Below are 18,041 nucleotides of genomic sequence, written 5' to 3' on the forward strand. Positions count from 1 at the left end.
CCTGGACTTTCTTGGGATCCATGAACTTTCGACGAACATAGGTCATGCATCCCAGATGCTCAATCGCCTTTAAGGTATCACAATGAGGCAGAAATGATTCAGCCGCGTAAGGCGGCGCGCAACTCTTTCTGTTGGACCTCCATCTCTGATCTAGGACATCACCACTCAGGTCTTTCAGTATATCCCAGGAATCAATCGATAGCGCACGCGTCTTGCATAGTATCGATATCCTGGCAACTCTTCCTGTAACGTCTGGTCTTCAAGTGCGGTTCTAATCACCGTGACGATTGATGCTACCGCTGCAGGAATCAGTGTCCATACCGAGCTCAGAGCAAGAACAATACCGAACAGTGCAAGAATATTTCCGGCATAACCCGGATGCCGCACAAACCGGTATGGGCCACTGTCACACACCACATGTCCTCGATCCGTCTGAATGCGCACCACACTAGAGAAAAAGCGGTTCTCAGCCAATGCCCATGCCGCGAAAGCGTATCCGAGTGAGATCAAAATAAAGCCAATTACAATGAGCCATAGCGAAAACTCGGAGGACCAGTTATAACGATGGTCCAGCCCTGCCACAATGACCATAGAAAACCCGACACTCACCGCCATCAATGGAGCAAGCACTCTGTCCCAGGCTTTTGCGTTTTGGATGTTTTCAATATTTTGTCTTTCTGCTGTTAATCCGGGATGTCGTTGTTCCGCCCACATGCGCCCACCAATACCAGCAGCCACGAACTGTATGGAAAATAACCACGCCTGCCACCAGCTGAGGTCCCCACCGCATATAAATAAAATCATCGAAATTATGAGATACACCACAATTAATCTGAACCACTGGCGGGGGGATGTTTGGGCTGCCTCTTCATTAACCTTCTTTGCTGACATGTCATTCCCCAAAATAAAATGGATTTGAGTGTGTGTCTAACGCTCCGCTCAGGCGGCACCAGCCAAGGCGGGATTGACCTGCATCCAGCTTACTAGCCCACTAATAGGTTAGAGCCTTGATCAACGAAATACATAATGAAAGATTAGATAATTAACAGGCAAGTCCATTGTCGCGGACAATTACTCTAAATTGATAAGGGGGAATAATGCGTTTGAATATGACGTACAAAACAGGGAAAAAATTCAGGACGAATTTTTAGGTTGTCGGCGCAAAGAGCGCCTACAACCGGCCCGGACAACACCAGAGAATAGAAAGGCATTTCTGGGTACTCTTTAAGCCTGCAAAGAGTACCAGGCAAGAAAAGCAAGATGCTGAGAGAAACACTGGACTTAAGCGCGACAGACAGGAGCGCTCAAAAGGCTCTTTACGACATCTACGTCCTGTAAAGCACCTTGATAATGTGATAACCAAACTTAGTTTTAACCGGGCCGATTGGTTCAAGTACTTTGCCGGAAAACACCGCTTTATCAAAAGCAGGAACCATTGCCCCTTTACGAAATTCACCTAAGTCCCCACCACGGTTCTTAGATGGACATGTGGAGTATTTTTTCGCGAGAGTTTGAAACTTGGCGCCTTTCTTCAGCTGTTGAAGAATGTCATCCGCTTGTTCTTTATGCTTCACTAGGATATGAAGCGCTGCTGCTGTTGAAGCCATAATGTACACCTCAATGTAACTTATTCGAAATTAGCAAGAAAGTGTGCGATAAATCACTGAAAGTAGCAAGCGTAAACAGCAGCACGAATTCATTCTCGGTTCAGATTACTTGAGGTAAACCATTCAGGCTGGAAAGGCATAATCGATGTTATGCATCTCGCCCTAAATCACATTTGTGGCCAGAAGATCATATTAGCGATACGGATAACAACGCCAGCAACAAAATAGCTGACACCCAATCGGTACCAGCGATACTCTGCAGTATCCATTCCAACACGCTTAACGATCATCATCGCTAACCCCGACCAGTCTCTGGTGCGCTTCCCGTATTGAAACAGACTCTTAGTAATAAGTAGCAAACCGGTTACCAATAGCAATATTTCAGCGTAATTCATTGTTATTTGCAGCATAGCGCCATCCTGGAATTCTTATCAATGACCCACCCACTGCATGGGGGGAACATAAAATCATGAAGACATTCATAAGATACATTAACAGGATGTAGGCTCAATTAGACCTTAGTGCAATCTTGCCGCCGTCGTACTGGCAGAGGAATTCCTTTTATAGCCAAAGTTTACATGCTAACGGTCAGACTTTAGTGTAAAATCCAGCCCCCAGAATTATAACGCACGATATCGAGACGACATGCAATTACTCGAAGCCAAATTACACAAAATCGACCGTCACAACTACCGCAGCTACTCTAGTATGCGTGGCGAATACAACTTCGTTGACTTCGACTTTTTTATCGACACTATTCAAGCAGACCCATACGCACCTGCTTCTCGTGTTCGTGCTCGTCGTAAATGGGCGCTGACAGATTTAGCTTGGTTGAAAGATCAATCTCAGGATTACCAGCGTGCCGCACGCGATTTCATTGCACGTCAGTTTGCCGATCTTTCCCAGCAAGAAAACGCGATTCAAATTGATCGTCCTGGTCAGGTTATTCTTGATCGCACTGCTGTTGTCTTTGATGAAGACGGTATCGAGCTACGCTTTCGCGTTAACCTACCCGCAGACAACCGTAAGATCATCGCTAAAAAGGCAATGAACCTGCTGACGTTTACGATGCCTAAAATCATCCGTCGCTCGACAATCGCACGGGAACTACCGATTGAAGAAATGAAGCTTCACTGTGAAGCGGTTGAAGATCAGGTAGCCCTGCGTAGCCAGCTAAAAGAACACAACTTACTTGCCTTTGTTGCTGATGGCAGCGTTTTACCTCGCCTGGCCGGTAATGTCGACTTACCAATGGCGGACGCTATTGCGTTCGTTAGCCCTGACGCACTGGCTCTGGAACTTGAAGCGCCACATAAGGGTAAAATACGCGGAATGGGGGTTCCTGAAGGGATCACTATGATTGTTGGCGGCGGCTTCCACGGTAAATCAACCCTGTTGAATGCGATTGAAAACTCGGTATATGACCATATCCCCGGCGATGGTCGTGAGTACATTGTTACCAATGACACTGCGACTAAGATCCGTGCCGAAGATGGCCGCTGTGTCCATAATGTTGATTTGTCACCGTACATCAGCAATCTGCCAATGGGTAAAGATACACATTCATTTAGTACACAAGATGCGTCTGGTTCTACGTCTCAGGCTTCTTGGTTGCAGGAGTCGCTGGAAGCCGGTGCGCAAGCTCTGCTTATTGATGAAGATACCTCAGCATCTAATTTTATGATCCGTGACGAGCGCATGCAGGCGCTGATTGCGAAAAGTGATGAGCCGATTACCCCATTAGTTGATCGCATTTCACTTCTACGAGACCAACTGAATATTTCGGTATTACTGGTGATGGGTGGTTCCGGTGATTATCTTGACGTCGCTGATACTGTTATCCAAATGCACAACTATCAGGCCATTGATGTCACAGAAAAAGCAAAAGAAGTCATTGCAACCCACCCGACCCGTCGTACTCACGAAGGCACTGAAACACTGTCATTGCCTCGCACACGCCAGGTAAACCGTAGTACGCTAAAGGCCATGCTGGAAGACGGTAAATTCCGTATTCAGGTTAAAGACAAGACATCGTTGCGTTTTGGACGTGAGCTAATTGACCTACAGGCATTAGAACAAATCGCTGATTCAAGCCAGCTATATACAGTTGGTTGGTTGTGGTTCCAGCTTGCTCAAGGTAAAGGTTGGGAAAAGAACCCATCGAAAGCTTTTGAACAGATGCTGCATGATGACTGGTTCCGCTCGATGCCACACTACGGCGACTTAGCGAAACCTCGTGCAATCGAAGTGATGGCTGTGCTGAGCCGAATGCGTAAAGCTGACTTTAAGTAAACGCAACACGGCTACTGAAAAATCAGTAGCCGTACCTTCGATACTGAGTACAAAAAAGCCCGCTGAGCGGGCTTTTTGCATTATTTCAGGCAATAACTATTGCATCAAACTCTCTGAAACTGATCCATTAATCGTTTCATCGCCTCTATCCGCTCCACCAGCATTCTGGTGCTTTCAACAGATAAATCACTGGTTTCAGACGTCTCAGATGTCAACTGACGAATATTCTGAACATTTAGTGAAATCTCGTCACTTACACCGGCTTGATCTTCAACCGACGACGCTATCTGCTGGCTGCTATCGGTAACCCGGTTCAGCATTTCATGAATCTGTTCTAATCGGCCGCCAGTTTCGGCTGCTTGTTGATTACATTGCTCGGATAAAGCACCACCACGTTCAACGGAATCGACCGCTTGACTTGCAGTCTGCTGCAAATGAGCAATCATTTTTTGAATTTCACCCGTAGATAATTGTGTTTTTTGCGCAAGAGAGCGCACTTCATCGGCCACAACAGCAAACCCTCGGCCAGCTTCGCCTGCACGAGCCGCTTCGATAGCTGCATTTAGCGCCAATAGGTTCGTTTGATCGGCAATAGAGCCGATAACATCTAAAATACCTTCAATCTGACGACTACTTTCCGACAAGGCAGTAATCACATGCTTTGAATTATCCAGCTCTTTATAAAGTGAGTTCACAGAATTAATGGTGGTCTCTACACTTCGCTGGCCTTCAACCGACATCTGCAGCGCATCAGAGGTAATGGTTGATGCCTGGGCAGCACTTTCAGCGACCTCTCGAATCGATGATGACATCTGCGCCATAGCAACCCCCACCTGTACGGTCGCTTCAGATTGCTTTGCCAGATTGGTTTTAATCTGTTTTGTTTGTGCAAATTCATCTTCAGCTGACATTAAAATGTCTCCGGCCGTTTCGCTTGCCCGTCCGACAATTGCTCGAACCTCTGCCTGACGCATTTTCAAGGCTAGTTCGATTATTGATACATCATCTTTTTTACCGGTATAAACATGCTCCATTAATGGATTGTCATAGGCCTCTTTTGCCAGTGTCGTCAGATGCCTGACTCTGGATTGATAATGTATACTCACAGCGATTGCAGAGAGAAGGATCCCTATTGTGGCTGCCGTCCACAATGTCGCCCCATTCAGGAACATTTGAGCGGCCAGCAGTATCAATGCAAAAGTCATCAATCCACACAGCACATTGTTTTGCCTGAACCGCGGGCGGTTAATCTCGTTTGACGTTTTCCCATTATTCAATTTTTGATATAAATCAGTCGCACGCTGAACGGCATCACGATCGGGCTTACTACGAACCGACTGATACTCAATAACCTGTCCCTTATCATTGGTGATTGGTGTAACAAAGGCTGACACCCAATAAAAGTCACCATTTTTGCAGTGGTTCTTCATCACCCCCATCCAGCTTTTGCCAGACTTGATATACTTCCATAGCTGCGCAAAGGCGGCTTTGGGCATATCCGCATGCCTGATCACATTATGCGGTTCGCCATCCAGCTCGCCGGGTTGAAAACCCGCAACATCACAGAAATGCTGGTTTATATAGGTAATATGGCTTTGTGGGTCGGTGGTCGATATGATGTTTATCCCTGATGAGTACTCGACTTCCTTTTCACCCGTTTGATTAAACGATTGTTTTGCAGATAGTGTCATTATTATCTCTATTATTGTTTCATTTTGTTATGCACCTTGGTCAGAGGCCAAGCTTTACATGCAAAAAACTACGAATCATTAGCATTAATAACACGCCAACAAGTTGATGCAAGTTAATTTTTAGGTGAATACTTAAAGAAACAAGGGGATAACCTATCTTTTGATAGAACAAAAAGCCCGCAACGAAACGTTACGGGCTTTTTGGGCTTCTGTTAGCTCTGGTAATATTTATTTTTTGGTAAATACCATGAACATTGTTGATAGCGGCGGCAAGCTCAAACGGATCGAATGATCTAATCCGTGACTCGCGACTTTCTCTGTTGCAACAACCTGCTCAACTGGCGCATTACTACCCCAGTATTTACCATCATCAGTGTTTAACATGAGTGCGTACTCGCCCTCAGTGGGTACACCTAATGTGTACCCTTCGCGAGGAACTGGCGTGAAGTTAGAAATAACTAATACTTTGTCGCCATTCAGTGCCATACGCTCATGCGCTAATACACTTGTTTCAGCATCATCTTGAACCCGCCATTCGAACCCTTCCGGCGAACAATCTTGCTCATGGAGGGCTGGGGTTGAAGTGTATAGCTTGTTCAGATCGCTCACTAACGCTTTCATACCGCTATGGCGAGGATACTGTAACCAGTGCCATTGTAATTGACCGTCATGTGCCCACTCTGCGCTTTGCGCAATTTCGGCGCCCATGAAGTTCAGTTTCTTACCGGGCTGACCATACATATAACCCATGTAGGCACGCAGGTTGGCGGTTTTCTGCCACTCATCACCCGGCATCTTGTCCAGTAATGAACCTTTGCCGTAAACCACTTCATCATGCGACAAAGACAGGACGTAGTTCTCACTGAATGCATAAATCAGCGGGAAGGTAATCGTATTGTGGTGGTATTTACGGTGCACTGGCTCTTCTTGAATATAAGAGAGGCTGTCGTGCATCCATCCCATATTCCATTTAAACCCAAAGCCTAACCCCCCCTGATCGGTCGGGCGCGATACGCCAGAGAAAGCGGTAGATTCTTCCGCAATTGTCATCGCATTGGGATAATGAGAATAGACTTCTTCGTTCATCCAGCGCAACAGGCTAATGGCATCGTAGTTCTCGTTGCCACCGTTATGGTTAGGAAGCCACTGATCGTGCTCACGTGAATAATCGAGGTACAGCATAGATGCAACGGCATCAACACGCAGACCATCGATATGATAATGCTCAAACCAGAACAGGGCATTCGAGACTAAGAAACGACGAACATGTTCACGGCCGTAGTCATAGATATAACTCTTCCAGTCCTGATGCCAGCCGCGGCGTGGATCGGGGTCGTTATACAGTGCAGTACCGTCAAAATTTGCAAGGCCATGATCATCTGAAGGGAAGTGAGCTGGAACCCAATCAAGTACAACACCGATACCTGCCTGGTGGCATTGATCGACGAAATATTTGAAATCATCAGGGGTCCCGAACCGGCTCGTTGGAGAGAACAGACCAATTGGTTGATAGCCCCATGAACCATAGAACGGATGCTCAGAAACAGGCATCAACTCAAGGTGGGTATACCCCATCTCAGACAGGTACGGAATCAGCTCTTCTGCAAGCTCACGATATGTTAGGAAGTCACCATTGTCTTTCTTGCGCCAGGATCCGGCGTGAAGTTCGTAGAAAGACAATGCTTCTTGATGTTTGGCCGTAACCGGACGCGTTTGCCAAGCTTTATCTTGCCATTGATAACGCGACTGGTCGTAAACGATAGAAGTAAAAGACGGGTACTGTTCAGAAGAATAACCCCATGGATCGGCTTTATGGGGCAAGCTTTTCCCGTCGTGGTCTTTTAATTCAAATTTGTACTGGGTACCGTCTTCCATGCCTGGAATAAACAGTCCCCAAAGACCATCATCCAACCGCTGCATCGGGTGACGACGACCATCCCAGGAATTGAAATTCCCGATCACACTCACAGCCGACGCATTCGGAGCGAACGTCAGAAAACGAACGCCAGAAACCTGCTTATTACCTTTATTTACAGTGATCAGTTGTGCACCCATTTCGCTATGCATTTGCGAAGGGGTCGTTAAGGCATCACCTGAAGGTAAAAACGCATGAAATTGGTATGGATCGTTAATGGTTTGCTCGCCGCTTGGCCAGCCGATATGTAGCTTATAAACGGCAGTGGTGAAATCTTGCTCTCCCTCTAACACGAAGCCACTATCGGCCTCTCTTGACAGAGAGAATAGCTCACCATGATCAGTTTCGGCCTTCACTGAAACAGCGCCCGGCATCCACACCCGAAGCGCGATACCGTTTGACTGATACTGAGGGCCCAAGAACGAAAATGGGTCTGAAAACGCAGCTCTTTCGAGCTGCATATATTCCTTATCACTGCGTGTCACTGTCATGGTGTCCAACGCACTACTCCTGATTAGTTTTTCTGACTGGCCTTTGCTCGTGTTTCTGTTAAACGACGAGTTAAGTCGATGATGTCCTGTCGTGTAAATAAGTCATCCAGGGTGGTTGAAAGCTTACGGCGCCAGTTGGGATACTCATCAACCGTACCAGGAATATTGACCGGCTTATCCATTTCCAACCAGTCTTCCAATTGCAGGCTCAGCAATGCACTGGAACTTGCAGCTAAATGCAGCTGCATACCTTCACTCAGGTTGCGATCCATCGGTACATATCTCGCGTCGTGCCCTACCCCTTCAGGAAGATAACCATGCCAGTTCAAACTATCAAGGATCTTTTGCTTACTTTCGGCACGACTGTCAAACAATCCGGACAATTGTTCTTTATCTGGGTAAAGACCTAACTCTTCGCCCATTTTTAAATCATCACAATGCCAGAAACCACGCAGGGTTGGCATATCATGTGTACACAGTGCCGCCATTGACTGGGCCGGATAATGGCCAGGAGATAGGTAACCGCCATCTTCTGCTGTTTCAAAGAAGAACACCTTGTAAGAATGAACACCTGCCGTTGACAGTTTTTCAACAATCTCGTCAGGTACCGTGCCTAAGTCTTCACCGATCACAGTGCACTGATAACGGTGACTTTCCAACGCGAGGATTGCCATCAGATCATCAACTGGGTAGTACATGTATGCGCCGCTCTTCGCAGATTCACCTTTAGGGATCCACCAAAGACGCAAAAGACCTAATACATGGTCAATACGCAGTGCGCCACAGTTACGCATGTTTGCACGCAATAACTGGATGTACGGTTCGTACGCTGTTTCTTTCAGTACCTGTGGATTTAACGGAGGTAAACCCCAGTTTTGACCTAACGGGCCAAGAACATCTGGCGGAGCACCAACACTTACGTCCTGGCACAGTGCGCCGTGATCAGCCCATGTTTCGGCACCTGAATCACATACACCAACAGCAAGGTCACGATACAGACCCATGACCATGCCTTTTTCTTGAGCAAGATCATTCACTTCTGCCAACTGAGTATCAGCTACCCACTGCAGGTACATATACAGATGAACTTGCTTTAAGTTATTCTTTATAAAGGCTTTTACGGCTGCGTTATCAAAGTGGCGGTATTCTTCCGGGAACGCTGGCCAGCCCCAAGCACTGTCATCTTCTTTTTTCAATTTTGCATGTAAGGCATCAAAGGCAGCCTGATGAAGCAGGCTATCGCCACCCTGCTCAACAAATTGCATGAATTTCTGAGCACGAGCTGTTTTTTTGTCCAGATGACGCTCAGCAAATGTCTCAAACAATAATGGCAGTACGGCCATTTTCAGGCATGACACTTCACTGTAATTCACCCAGTTAGTATTTCGGGCTTCAACCAGACGCTGCTGGAATTCTGAACTGCCAACGAGTTGCTGGGCAGCATCGCATTGTGCAAACTCAGGAACCGAGCTGACATCAATGTACATAAGGTTTAGCCAACGGCGTGAAGACGGGCTATATGGACTTGCCCCCTCAGGGTTGGCAGGGAATAGTGAGTGAATGGGGTTCAGGCCCACAAAATCACCACCACGTGCAGCAATATCGGCAACCAGTTGTTTCAGATCACCGAAATCGCCGATCCCCCAGTTATGGTTGGTACGAACCGAGTACAGCTGAACACTGGTGCCCCAAAGCTTCTTGTCATCCAACAACGCGGGTTGTTTATAACAAGATTCAGGTGTCACAATCAGTGTCATTTCAAACGGAGATTTACGACGTTTACGGAAGACTTCAAGCTTGTGATAACCCATTTCCAGATCATCAGGCAAAGCAAAAACAAGCGGACCGCCACTTTCACGATCATCTGAAATTAATTGCGATTGCAACCAACCTTCCATTACTTCGCCTTGCTCGGTGTGCAGACGCCAGCTGAAGTCACTCATGCGGGCACTGACACCAAGGTGTAAAGTAATGTGCATTGGTTGTTCACCACGACGAATAACCTGCACAGGGGCAAGTACGTCAGGGCGGTTCTTTTTACGGGCAGATTCTAACAGGGCTTCGTCATTTTTAGTATCGTAGCCAAGGGCCGCTAATAAACGCAGAATCGTTTCATCTTCAACTTTAGCTTCCTCGCCCCAAGCACTGACATAGCGGTCTGCAATCCCAACCATTTCAGCAACTTGTTTTAATACGTTATCTTCTTTCATCGTTATCTCCGATAGCGGCCTTGCGGCCGCTACGATGTTAGTTTTTGCTGATATCTATAATGAATATTAATAACCAGCTATGTGTTAACTCAATTAGATTGCTAACTAGCAAAAAGAGTTAACAAACAAGTGGTATTAACGCGCTACGCTTACTTCTTTGAAACTGGTTTTAAGTTCCAGATATTGTTTGCATAATCACGGATACTGCGGTCTGAACTAAATTTGCTCATCAAAGCAGTGTTAAGAATTGCCTTACGCGCCCAGTTTTCCTGGTCTCGGTATTCGGCATCAATTTTCTCGTGAGTCTTCGCATAATCGGCAAAGTCTGCTAATACAAGGTACGGATCCCCACCGTCCAGCAAGTTATGACGAATTGCCGCCAGCTGGCCAGGCTTGCCTGGTGTGAACTCATCAGTATCCAACAGATCCAGTGATGCACGCAGTAGACTATCAGCATGATAGTAACGGTAAGGGTCGTAACCCTCTTCCAGTAGTTTTTGTACTTCATCAACGAGTAGTCCGAAGATGAAGATATTGTCATCCCCCACTTCTTCACGCATCTCAACGTTTGCACCATCCATCGTACCGATCGTTAAGGCACCATTTAGGGCAAACTTCATGTTACCGGTACCTGATGCTTCTTTACCTGCAGTCGAGATCTGCTCAGAAACATCGGCAGCCGGGAACAGGATTTCTGCAAGACTTACGCGATAATCAGGAATAAACACAACCTTCAGCTTGCCACCAAGACGAGGATCATTATTCACCTTCTCAGCCACTTTATTGATTGCGAAGATAATATCTTTAGCAAGTGCATAGCCAGGTGCTGCTTTTGCGCCAAAGAAGAATACGCGCGGGTGCATATCGAATGTCGGATCATTGATCAGACGGTGATACAGCGACAGAATATGAATCAGATTCAGGTGCTGACGCTTGTATTCGTGCAGTCGCTTGATTTGGATATCAAAGATTGCATCAGTATCTAGCTCGATACCCATATTATCTTCAACCCAGTCAGCCAAGCGCTGTTTGTTTTCTTTCTTCACTGCCATGTAACGCTTCTGGAAAGCTTTATCGTCAGCGAATTTTTCCAGCCCGGCGATTTTTTCCAGCTTTTTCGGCCAGTCATCACCCACTTTTTCGCTAATCAGTGCAGACAGGCCAGGGTTACAGTATTTCACCCAGCGACGCGGGGTAACACCATTGGTTACATTATGGAGACGCCCTGGGAATAACTCATGAAATTCAGGGAACAGATCACGCTTAACCAGCTCAGAGTGAAGGGCTGCTACACCATTGACGGCATAGGTGCTCACTACGCAAAGGTTAGCCATGCGTACCATGCGCTGCGGGCCTTCTTCAATGATTGAAAGCTTGCGCTTGATTTCATTGTTACCAGGCCATTTCTCTTCAACCAAGCTCATAAAGCGATGGTTAATTTCGAAGATGATTTCCATGTGGCGCGGAAGCATCTCTGAAATAAGCGCTTCGCTCCACGTTTCCAGGGCCTCTGGAAGCAAGGTGTGGTTAGTATAAGCAAACGTCTTAGAACATATTGCCCATGCCGCATCCCAATCAAGATTGTGCTCATCAAGAAGAATGCGCATTAGCTCAGGAATAGCGATAGTCGGGTGGGTATCATTTAGCTGAATCGCTTCAAGCTTCGCAAAATCTTCAATTTTGTGACCTGCCGCGAAATGACGACGCAGAATATCTGCAACTGAACATGCACAGTGGAAGTACTGTTGCATCAGACGTAGTGCTTTACCTTGGTCATGATTATCATTCGGATAAAGCACTTTCGTCACGTTACCCGCTTCTAACTGACTGTACTGAGCACCAACGTAGTCACCATCGTTAAAACGAGCCAGATTGAATGGCGCAGGTGAACGACATTCCCACAAACGTAGTGGATATACGCTCTTATTATCATAACCAATTAAAGGAAGATCCCAGGCAACACCTTCAACAGTCATTGCTGGCACCCAACGACGGCTGCTCTCACCTTTTTCATTGATATATGATTCAACACGACCATATAGACCAACATTCTGGTTCAATTCAGGGCGAAGAATTTCCCAAGGGTAACCTTCAATGCCACGCCATGCATCCGGTGCTTCCACCTGACGACCATTTTCAAAAGACTGACGGAACAAACCGTACTCATAGTGCAGGCCGTAACCTACAGCAGGATATTCTTGAGCGGCTAGTGAATCCATGAAACAAGCAGCCAGACGGCCTAGACCACCATTACCTAAAGCAGGATCCCGCTCTTCTTCCAGCAGGTCGGATAAGTTCAGACCAAGCTCTTCTACCGCACCGCTCACCTCTTCATAGAGGCCCATGCTGATTAGGTTGTTACCGGTAAGACGACCGATTAAGAATTCAAGTGAAAGGTAGTTAACACTACGTGCATTGCTTTCGGCGACAAACTTTTCTGTTTCAAGCAAGCTACCGGTACTGATTTCTGCCAATGCACGGCCAACAGCAAGATACCAGCTACGTGTGTCTGCGGTTTCTGCGGTTTGTGCATAGGTAGTAACTAAGTGTTTTTGTACTGCCGCTTTAAAAGCCGCTTTATCAAATTGTTGTGTCTGACCACGTGTAGTCATGGTTCTTTCTCTCTCTGGGATTATTCCAACTGGTATCTATGCTGCCTGTATCTACCTTTAAAAACATCCTCCCGCTCCTTGGAGGATGAGGGATGAGTCAGAGGGGCGTAGGTAATGAAACCCCGCATTTTTTGTGACATTGCCCGTAGTTTCAGGGCGGAGAAAAAAGTTCAGACCATCATACATGCAACATAACTCACATTTCTGAATGTACAACTCATGTGCAACCGCGAGCTTAACTTTTATTTTCCGATGGTATATCTGTGAGCTGGCTCATAATTTTGGGGGGGAGATACGATAGATATACCTTTTCATCGGCTTAGAAAGGTAAAGTTATGGGCAAGGTCAAATGATGTGAAAGTAATTTCGTCCATCATTATATTTCTTTGCGACATGACCGCCATGAAGATGACCTATTCCTGGTACACGATTTACCAGAAATCAAATTGGATTTTGAAACCTTACAAAAGATAACAAGACTATGTGGATACCATCGAAACTGACTAAACCAGCACGCCTTCATAATGCGATTCTTCGCCCGCGTTTGCTGGAAAGCCTCGACCAAGCACCTTTTTATCGTCTTGTACTGTTTCGTTCTCCTGCCGGTTACGGAAAAACCACGATGGCTGCTCAGTGGCTGAACGAGCATCCTCATACTGGTTGGTTCAATATCGACGAGAGCGATAACGATACCTTCAGGTTTGCAAATTACTTCCTGCAATCCATCAACAAGGCAACAAACAGCGCGTGTTTAAAAACCCAGGCAATGGCAGAGCGCCGCCAGTTCGCCTGCCTGGCAACTCTGTTCAGTGAACTGTTTGGTGAGTTGACGGATTATCACGAGCAGACCTACTTAGTTCTTGATGATTACCATGTCATTAACAACGACGACATTCATGAAGGCATGCGTTTCTTCGTTAAGCACATGCCCGACAACCTGACCCTAGTGGTAACCAGCCGAAGTCAGCCCCCTCTCGGCACCGCTAATCTTCGTGTTCGTGATCTTCTCATCGAGGTTGATAACACGTTACTGGCTTTCGATCAGGAAGAGACCGAGCGATTTTTCCATAAGCGTATTGCAGAAAACGTCGAAAGTACCGTTCTTAATTCCTTGCGAGAGCAGGTCGAAGGCTGGCCATCAGCATTACAGTTAATCGCACTTCACGCCCAGCAAGTACCTAATAACCTGGCAGAATCGGCTCTTTCTATGGCCAGTTTCAACCGTGGCCATCTATGGGATTACCTGGCAGAAGAAGTCTTCGATCAACTTGATCGAGAAATACAGCAATTCTTACTGCAATGTTCTGTACTCGACATGTTCAATGCAGAACTCGTCGCTGATCTAACCGGGCGTAGCGATGCTTTGGCCTTGCTGGAATCACTCAACCGTTTTGGTCTGTTCCTCAATACCCTAGAAGGTGCTGATAACTGGTACCGTTTCCATAACCTTTTTGCTGAATTCTTGCGTCACCAACGTTATTCGCAGATACCTCAACAGCATTCAGAATTACATACTTGTGCCGCCAAGGCCTGGTTGAAGCAAAACTGCCCACAACAAGCATTGGTCCATGCCTTGAAGAGTAAAAATGAAGATCTAACCATAGAGATCCTCACCAATCATGGCTGGAATATGTTTCACCATGGCGAGTTAAAGCTGCTGGAAGATTCGATTGCGGCATTGAGTAAAGACAAATTATTCAGTGTACCTCGCCTGACGTTATTACGCGCATGGCTTGCACAGAGTCAGCATCGCTACAACGATGTCGGCGAACTAATTGCAGAATCTGAAACCGAAATGCATCAGCGTGACCTGGCATTAGATGATGCGCTTCAGGGGGAGTTCAATGCGCTTCGTGCTCAGGTCGCGATCAACCAAAGCAAGCCGGAAGAAGCCTTGGTTTTATCAGAACAAGCCTTAGGGCAATTACCATCGACGACTTACCGCAGCCGTATTGTTGCCACTTCGGTGGTGGGTGAAGTACACCACTGTTTAGGCAATCTGAGCCGTGCGTTACCGATGATGCAACAAACTGAAAAAATGGCACGTCAGTACCATGTTTATCATCAGGCACTGTGGGCGCTGCTTCAGCAAAGCGAAATTCTGGTTGCTCAAGGTTATGTGCAGTCTGCCTTCGAATTACTTGATCAGGCATACAAATTGGTAAAAGAGCAGCACTTGCAACAGGTGCCGCTGCATGAATTTCTTCTCCGCCTGCGTGCACAAATTCTATGGTGCTGGAACCGGTTGGATGAAGCTGAAGAATGTGCACATAAAAGCTTAGAAGTACTTGCGCCTTTCGATGATACTAAGTCGTTACATGCTTACTCCATGCTGGCAAAAATTGCCGTGACCCGTGGCGAATTAGACAAAGCGGCACGTTATTTAGAGCTCTGTAACAGCTTGATGAAGCGTTCGGTTTACCACATTGACTGGAAAGCCAATGCCGATTTCGCTAACTTGCTTTACTGGCAAGCCAAAGGCGAAAATGACAAAATCGCTGACTGGCTGAAACAAGCCGAGCGCCCAGAGGGAACCTGTAACCACTTCCAGCAACTTCAATGGCGTAACATCGCCCGTGCCTGCCTGATAGTCAATAATCTTGAGCAAGCACAAGAAGTGTTGGCCATACTTAAGGAAGGAAGTGAAGAGCATAACCTCGTCACAGACAGAAACCGAAACTTGGTACTGGAAGCTGTACTCAGTAAAATGCAGGGGCAGCGAGAAGAAGCGCTCAACCACCTGAAAGAAGCATTAATTCTGACTAACAGTACAGGCATGATCGGAAATTTCTTGTGTAATGCCAATGAAATCTGCGATTTGCTCCAAGAACTGGTTGATACAAAACAACTGAGTGAACTGGAACTTCATCGTGCACAACAATTACTGCGCGAAATGACCAGCAAGGAGCGTACACGCTCAGTGCATTTCGATGAAGATTTTGTTGAAAAATTGCTGAACTTGCCAAATATCCCGGAATTGATCAGAACCAGTCCGCTGACACAACGAGAATGGCAGGTGCTGGGGCTAATTTATGCCGGTTTCAGTAACGAACAAATTGCATCGGAGTTAGATGTGGCTTCCACCACGATCAAGACCCATATCCGTAATTTGTACCAGAAACTGAATATTGCGAATCGGCAGCAGGCAATAGAAACTGCAGAAAACTTATTGAAACTAATGGGCTTTTGATGGCATAACTCATTGGGTAATTACATAAGAAAAGCAGGTTAAGGATAACCTATGATCGAATGGAGTCGAGGTCGCATCTGGTATCAGGACATGCCGCTCAAGGTGAGTGGCATACCTGTCGGCGGTCGTATGACTGTTATTCGGTTAGATAACAATAAATTACTGATCCACTCACCTGTTGAGCTAACGACTCAGCTGCAGCTTGAATTAACCAAGCTCGGTCAGATACAAGCCATTGTGACACCCAATATGAGCCACCACTTATTTCTGTCTGAATGGTGGCTTGCCTACCCTGAAGCCTATTTTTTTGCTCCTCCAGGATTGCAAAACAAACGAACAGATCTGGTATTTGATGATGCGCTCAGCGCACAGACACCAGTGCTCTGGCGTCATCAGTTATTACAAACATTGGTACGCGGTAGCGACAAAATGGAAGAGGTTGTCTTTTGCGATCCTCAATCTAATACCCTGATCGTCGGTGATACATTAGCATGGATGATTGACAGCCATAATATACTCACCATTGGTCTGGCATTGCTTAACGGCTGCTACCAAAAGCCTGCCATGCCTTATTACTGGCGGCTGTCTTTCACAGACAAAACCCGTCTCCGTCAATCGCTGCAAGAAATTCTGACCTGGCCTTTTGACCGCATTATACTGGCGCATGGCAGAGTGATACGTAAAGATGGAAAAGAAATATTTTGCAACGCTTTTGACTGGGTATAGCAAGGCGACATATACCCAACCAACCTCATTTGTGTGATGTAAGTCAAAATACTCCTCGGAATGAAGCGTATATTTAATCTTAAAACGAAAGTTACATTTACAGCTCATCTCTTAATCTGAGATGAAAATGCATAACAATTTCATTTATCTTAAATAATAAAATAGCGTAAAAATTTGCTATTTCAGACGCTTGATATAGGGAGTAACAAAAAATGAATGCCGCCAAGATTTATTTTCGTGATCTTCTCGGGATAACTCTTATCATATTTTCGGTGTTAACGATGCTAGGCGTAATTTTTGATTTTCTGGCACTGCTTAATAATCTCCATCATGAAGATGTTTTAGCCGCAACCTATCTTTATGAGTCGATTCCACTGCTGCTTTGTGTGTTACCCTCGTTTGTTTTGGCTAAAGTTATTAATCGGCCGAGCTGGATTAGCGAAACAGAGCAATATCATCTCCAGATAGCAAAAAAACAGTAATTTGTTATCTATAGTCAGAAACAGAGCAGTTACACTCGAGTACTGCTCTGGCAATAGTCAATAAAATCAACTTCTCGGATCAGCAAATACCTGAGTCCAGTAAATGCCATACTGAGTGTCCGAGTTCATCACGAATGATGCGCCCATCTGCGTGAAGTTAGCACTCATAATATTTTTGCAGTGGCCTGGGCTGTTTAACCAACCCGTCATTACAGCGTTAACATCTTTCTGACCTGCAGCAATATTTTCACCGACTGCACGCCAGCTATAACCTTGATTTATTACACGGTCACCTACAATCAAGCCATCCTGGCCTGTATGACTGAAGAAGTTATAGTTCGCCATATTGCTAGAGTGCACAAACGCAGCTTGCTCAAGATCAGCATCCCAAGTCAACGCCCCGACAGCTTGCATAAAGGTTCCGCCACAGTCATATCCGGTAGCCCGTGCTGCGTTAACCGCTGTCAGCATTTCTTGCTCAAAACCGGTAATTGGTGTTGAATCAGACCCCATACCTGAATCCCCAGAGCCAGAAGCATCCTGATCTTGAACACTGCCATTATCCTTATCCGAGGTTGACGGGGATCCATTTAAATCACTGGAATTTGAAATGTCGCCGCCTGAATTAGAGTCGCGGTCGGAGCCACCACCAGAACCACATCCGGAAATAAAAAATATAGAAACAAATAATAATGAGAATAATCGCATGAGCACTTCCAATGTAATTGGACTTATCTATTTAATATCAATAAACATTTTAAGAATTTAAATACTGTTAAAAATCATCTTGATGAACCGAGATTAATTTTTAATCGTATTTTCAGT

Annotated in this window: 12 protein-coding genes; 4 read left to right on the top strand and 8 right to left on the bottom strand. The window is 46.0% G+C overall.

Features of this window, described 5'->3' with window-relative positions; all coding sequences use genetic code 11:
- Window positions 1–174: 174 nt before the first annotated feature.
- The 3 genes from R3289_RS11320 to R3289_RS11330 all read right to left on the bottom strand — a co-directional run bounded on the left by R3289_RS11320 (window position 175) and on the right by R3289_RS11330 (window position 2,017).
- The gene (locus R3289_RS11320) at window positions 175–891 is read right to left on the bottom strand and encodes an isoprenylcysteine carboxylmethyltransferase family protein (RefSeq protein WP_318925608.1); all 717 of its coding nucleotides are present in this window, start codon (window positions 889–891) and stop codon (window positions 175–177) included.
- A 434-nt stretch (window positions 892–1,325) separates the two neighbouring features.
- A complete protein-coding gene (gene ppiC / locus R3289_RS11325; protein WP_107283071.1) occupies window positions 1,326–1,607 on the bottom strand; it encodes a peptidylprolyl isomerase PpiC in 282 nt (93 codons plus the stop codon).
- Window positions 1,608–1,774: 167 nt separating this feature from the next.
- The gene (locus R3289_RS11330) at window positions 1,775–2,017 is read right to left on the bottom strand and encodes a hypothetical protein (protein WP_318925609.1); all 243 of its coding nucleotides are present in this window, start codon (window positions 2,015–2,017) and stop codon (window positions 1,775–1,777) included.
- A gap of 235 nt (window positions 2,018–2,252) precedes the next feature.
- On the opposite strand from R3289_RS11330, the gene R3289_RS11335 reads away from it, so the two are divergent.
- Complete coding sequence (locus R3289_RS11335) at window positions 2,253–3,899, top strand: ABC-ATPase domain-containing protein (protein ID WP_318925610.1); 1,647 nt, start codon at window positions 2,253–2,255, stop codon at window positions 3,897–3,899.
- A 104-nt stretch (window positions 3,900–4,003) separates the two neighbouring features.
- Here the strand turns inward: R3289_RS11335 and R3289_RS11340 are convergent, their stop codons facing one another.
- The 4 genes from R3289_RS11340 to R3289_RS11355 all read right to left on the bottom strand — a co-directional run bounded on the left by R3289_RS11340 (window position 4,004) and on the right by R3289_RS11355 (window position 12,818).
- The gene (locus R3289_RS11340; protein ID WP_318925611.1) at window positions 4,004–5,590 is read right to left on the bottom strand and encodes a PAS domain-containing methyl-accepting chemotaxis protein; all 1,587 of its coding nucleotides are present in this window, start codon (window positions 5,588–5,590) and stop codon (window positions 4,004–4,006) included.
- Window positions 5,591–5,818: 228 nt separating this feature from the next.
- Window positions 5,819–7,966, bottom strand: coding sequence for a 1,4-alpha-glucan branching protein GlgB (glgB, locus tag R3289_RS11345; protein ID WP_318925678.1), 2,148 nt, complete (start codon window positions 7,964–7,966; stop codon window positions 5,819–5,821).
- Between the two features lie 53 nt (window positions 7,967–8,019).
- Entirely contained in the window at window positions 8,020–10,206 is a 2,187-nt protein-coding gene (malQ, locus tag R3289_RS11350; RefSeq protein WP_318925612.1) for a 4-alpha-glucanotransferase, read from the bottom strand.
- Between the two features lie 149 nt (window positions 10,207–10,355).
- On the bottom strand, window positions 10,356–12,818 hold the full coding sequence (locus R3289_RS11355) for a glycogen/starch/alpha-glucan phosphorylase (RefSeq protein WP_318925613.1): 2,463 nt from the start codon (window positions 12,816–12,818) through the stop codon (window positions 10,356–10,358).
- Between the two features lie 481 nt (window positions 12,819–13,299).
- On the opposite strand from R3289_RS11355, the gene malT reads away from it, so the two are divergent.
- The 3 genes from malT to R3289_RS11370 all read left to right on the top strand — a co-directional run bounded on the left by malT (window position 13,300) and on the right by R3289_RS11370 (window position 17,216).
- Window positions 13,300–16,008 carry an HTH-type transcriptional regulator MalT gene (gene malT, locus R3289_RS11360; RefSeq protein ID WP_318925614.1) on the top strand — a complete coding sequence of 903 codons (2,709 nt, stop codon included), beginning with the start codon at window positions 13,300–13,302 and terminating at the stop codon, window positions 16,006–16,008.
- Window positions 16,009–16,059: 51 nt separating this feature from the next.
- Entirely contained in the window at window positions 16,060–16,734 is a 675-nt protein-coding gene (locus tag R3289_RS11365; protein ID WP_318925615.1) for a DUF4336 domain-containing protein, read from the top strand.
- Window positions 16,735–16,946: 212 nt separating this feature from the next.
- The gene (locus R3289_RS11370) at window positions 16,947–17,216 is read left to right on the top strand and encodes a D-fructose-6-phosphate amidotransferase (RefSeq protein WP_318925616.1); all 270 of its coding nucleotides are present in this window, start codon (window positions 16,947–16,949) and stop codon (window positions 17,214–17,216) included.
- Between the two features lie 66 nt (window positions 17,217–17,282).
- Here R3289_RS11370 and R3289_RS11375 read toward each other — a convergent pair whose 3' ends face one another.
- Complete coding sequence (locus tag R3289_RS11375) at window positions 17,283–17,924, bottom strand: CAP domain-containing protein (RefSeq protein WP_318925617.1); 642 nt, start codon at window positions 17,922–17,924, stop codon at window positions 17,283–17,285.
- Window positions 17,925–18,041: the final 117 nt, after the last annotated feature.

This window comes from Photobacterium sp., from assembly GCF_033720175.1.
GTDB lineage: Bacteria > Pseudomonadota > Gammaproteobacteria > Enterobacterales > Vibrionaceae > Photobacterium.

Bases quoted from the DNA above. Each gene is read 5' to 3' on its own strand.
- glgB (WP_318925678.1), bottom strand. From the start codon at position 7,966: ATGCAGCTCGAAAGAGCTGCGTTTTCAGACCCATTTTCGTTCTTGGGC.
- R3289_RS11370 (WP_318925616.1), top strand. From the start codon at position 16,947: ATGAATGCCGCCAAGATTTATTTTCGTGATCTTCTCGGGATAACTCTT.
- malQ (WP_318925612.1), bottom strand. From the start codon at position 10,206: ATGAAAGAAGATAACGTATTAAAACAAGTTGCTGAAATGGTTGGGATT.
- R3289_RS11335 (WP_318925610.1), top strand. From the start codon at position 2,253: ATGCAATTACTCGAAGCCAAATTACACAAAATCGACCGTCACAACTAC.
- malT (WP_318925614.1), top strand. From the start codon at position 13,300: ATGTGGATACCATCGAAACTGACTAAACCAGCACGCCTTCATAATGCG.
- R3289_RS11355 (WP_318925613.1), bottom strand. From the start codon at position 12,818: ATGACTACACGTGGTCAGACACAACAATTTGATAAAGCGGCTTTTAAA.
- R3289_RS11320 (WP_318925608.1), bottom strand. From the start codon at position 891: ATGTCAGCAAAGAAGGTTAATGAAGAGGCAGCCCAAACATCCCCCCGC.
- R3289_RS11375 (WP_318925617.1), bottom strand. From the start codon at position 17,924: ATGCGATTATTCTCATTATTATTTGTTTCTATATTTTTTATTTCCGGA.
- R3289_RS11365 (WP_318925615.1), top strand. From the start codon at position 16,060: ATGATCGAATGGAGTCGAGGTCGCATCTGGTATCAGGACATGCCGCTC.
- ppiC (WP_107283071.1), bottom strand. From the start codon at position 1,607: ATGGCTTCAACAGCAGCAGCGCTTCATATCCTAGTGAAGCATAAAGAA.
- R3289_RS11340 (WP_318925611.1), bottom strand. From the start codon at position 5,590: ATGACACTATCTGCAAAACAATCGTTTAATCAAACGGGTGAAAAGGAA.
- R3289_RS11330 (WP_318925609.1), bottom strand. From the start codon at position 2,017: ATGCTGCAAATAACAATGAATTACGCTGAAATATTGCTATTGGTAACC.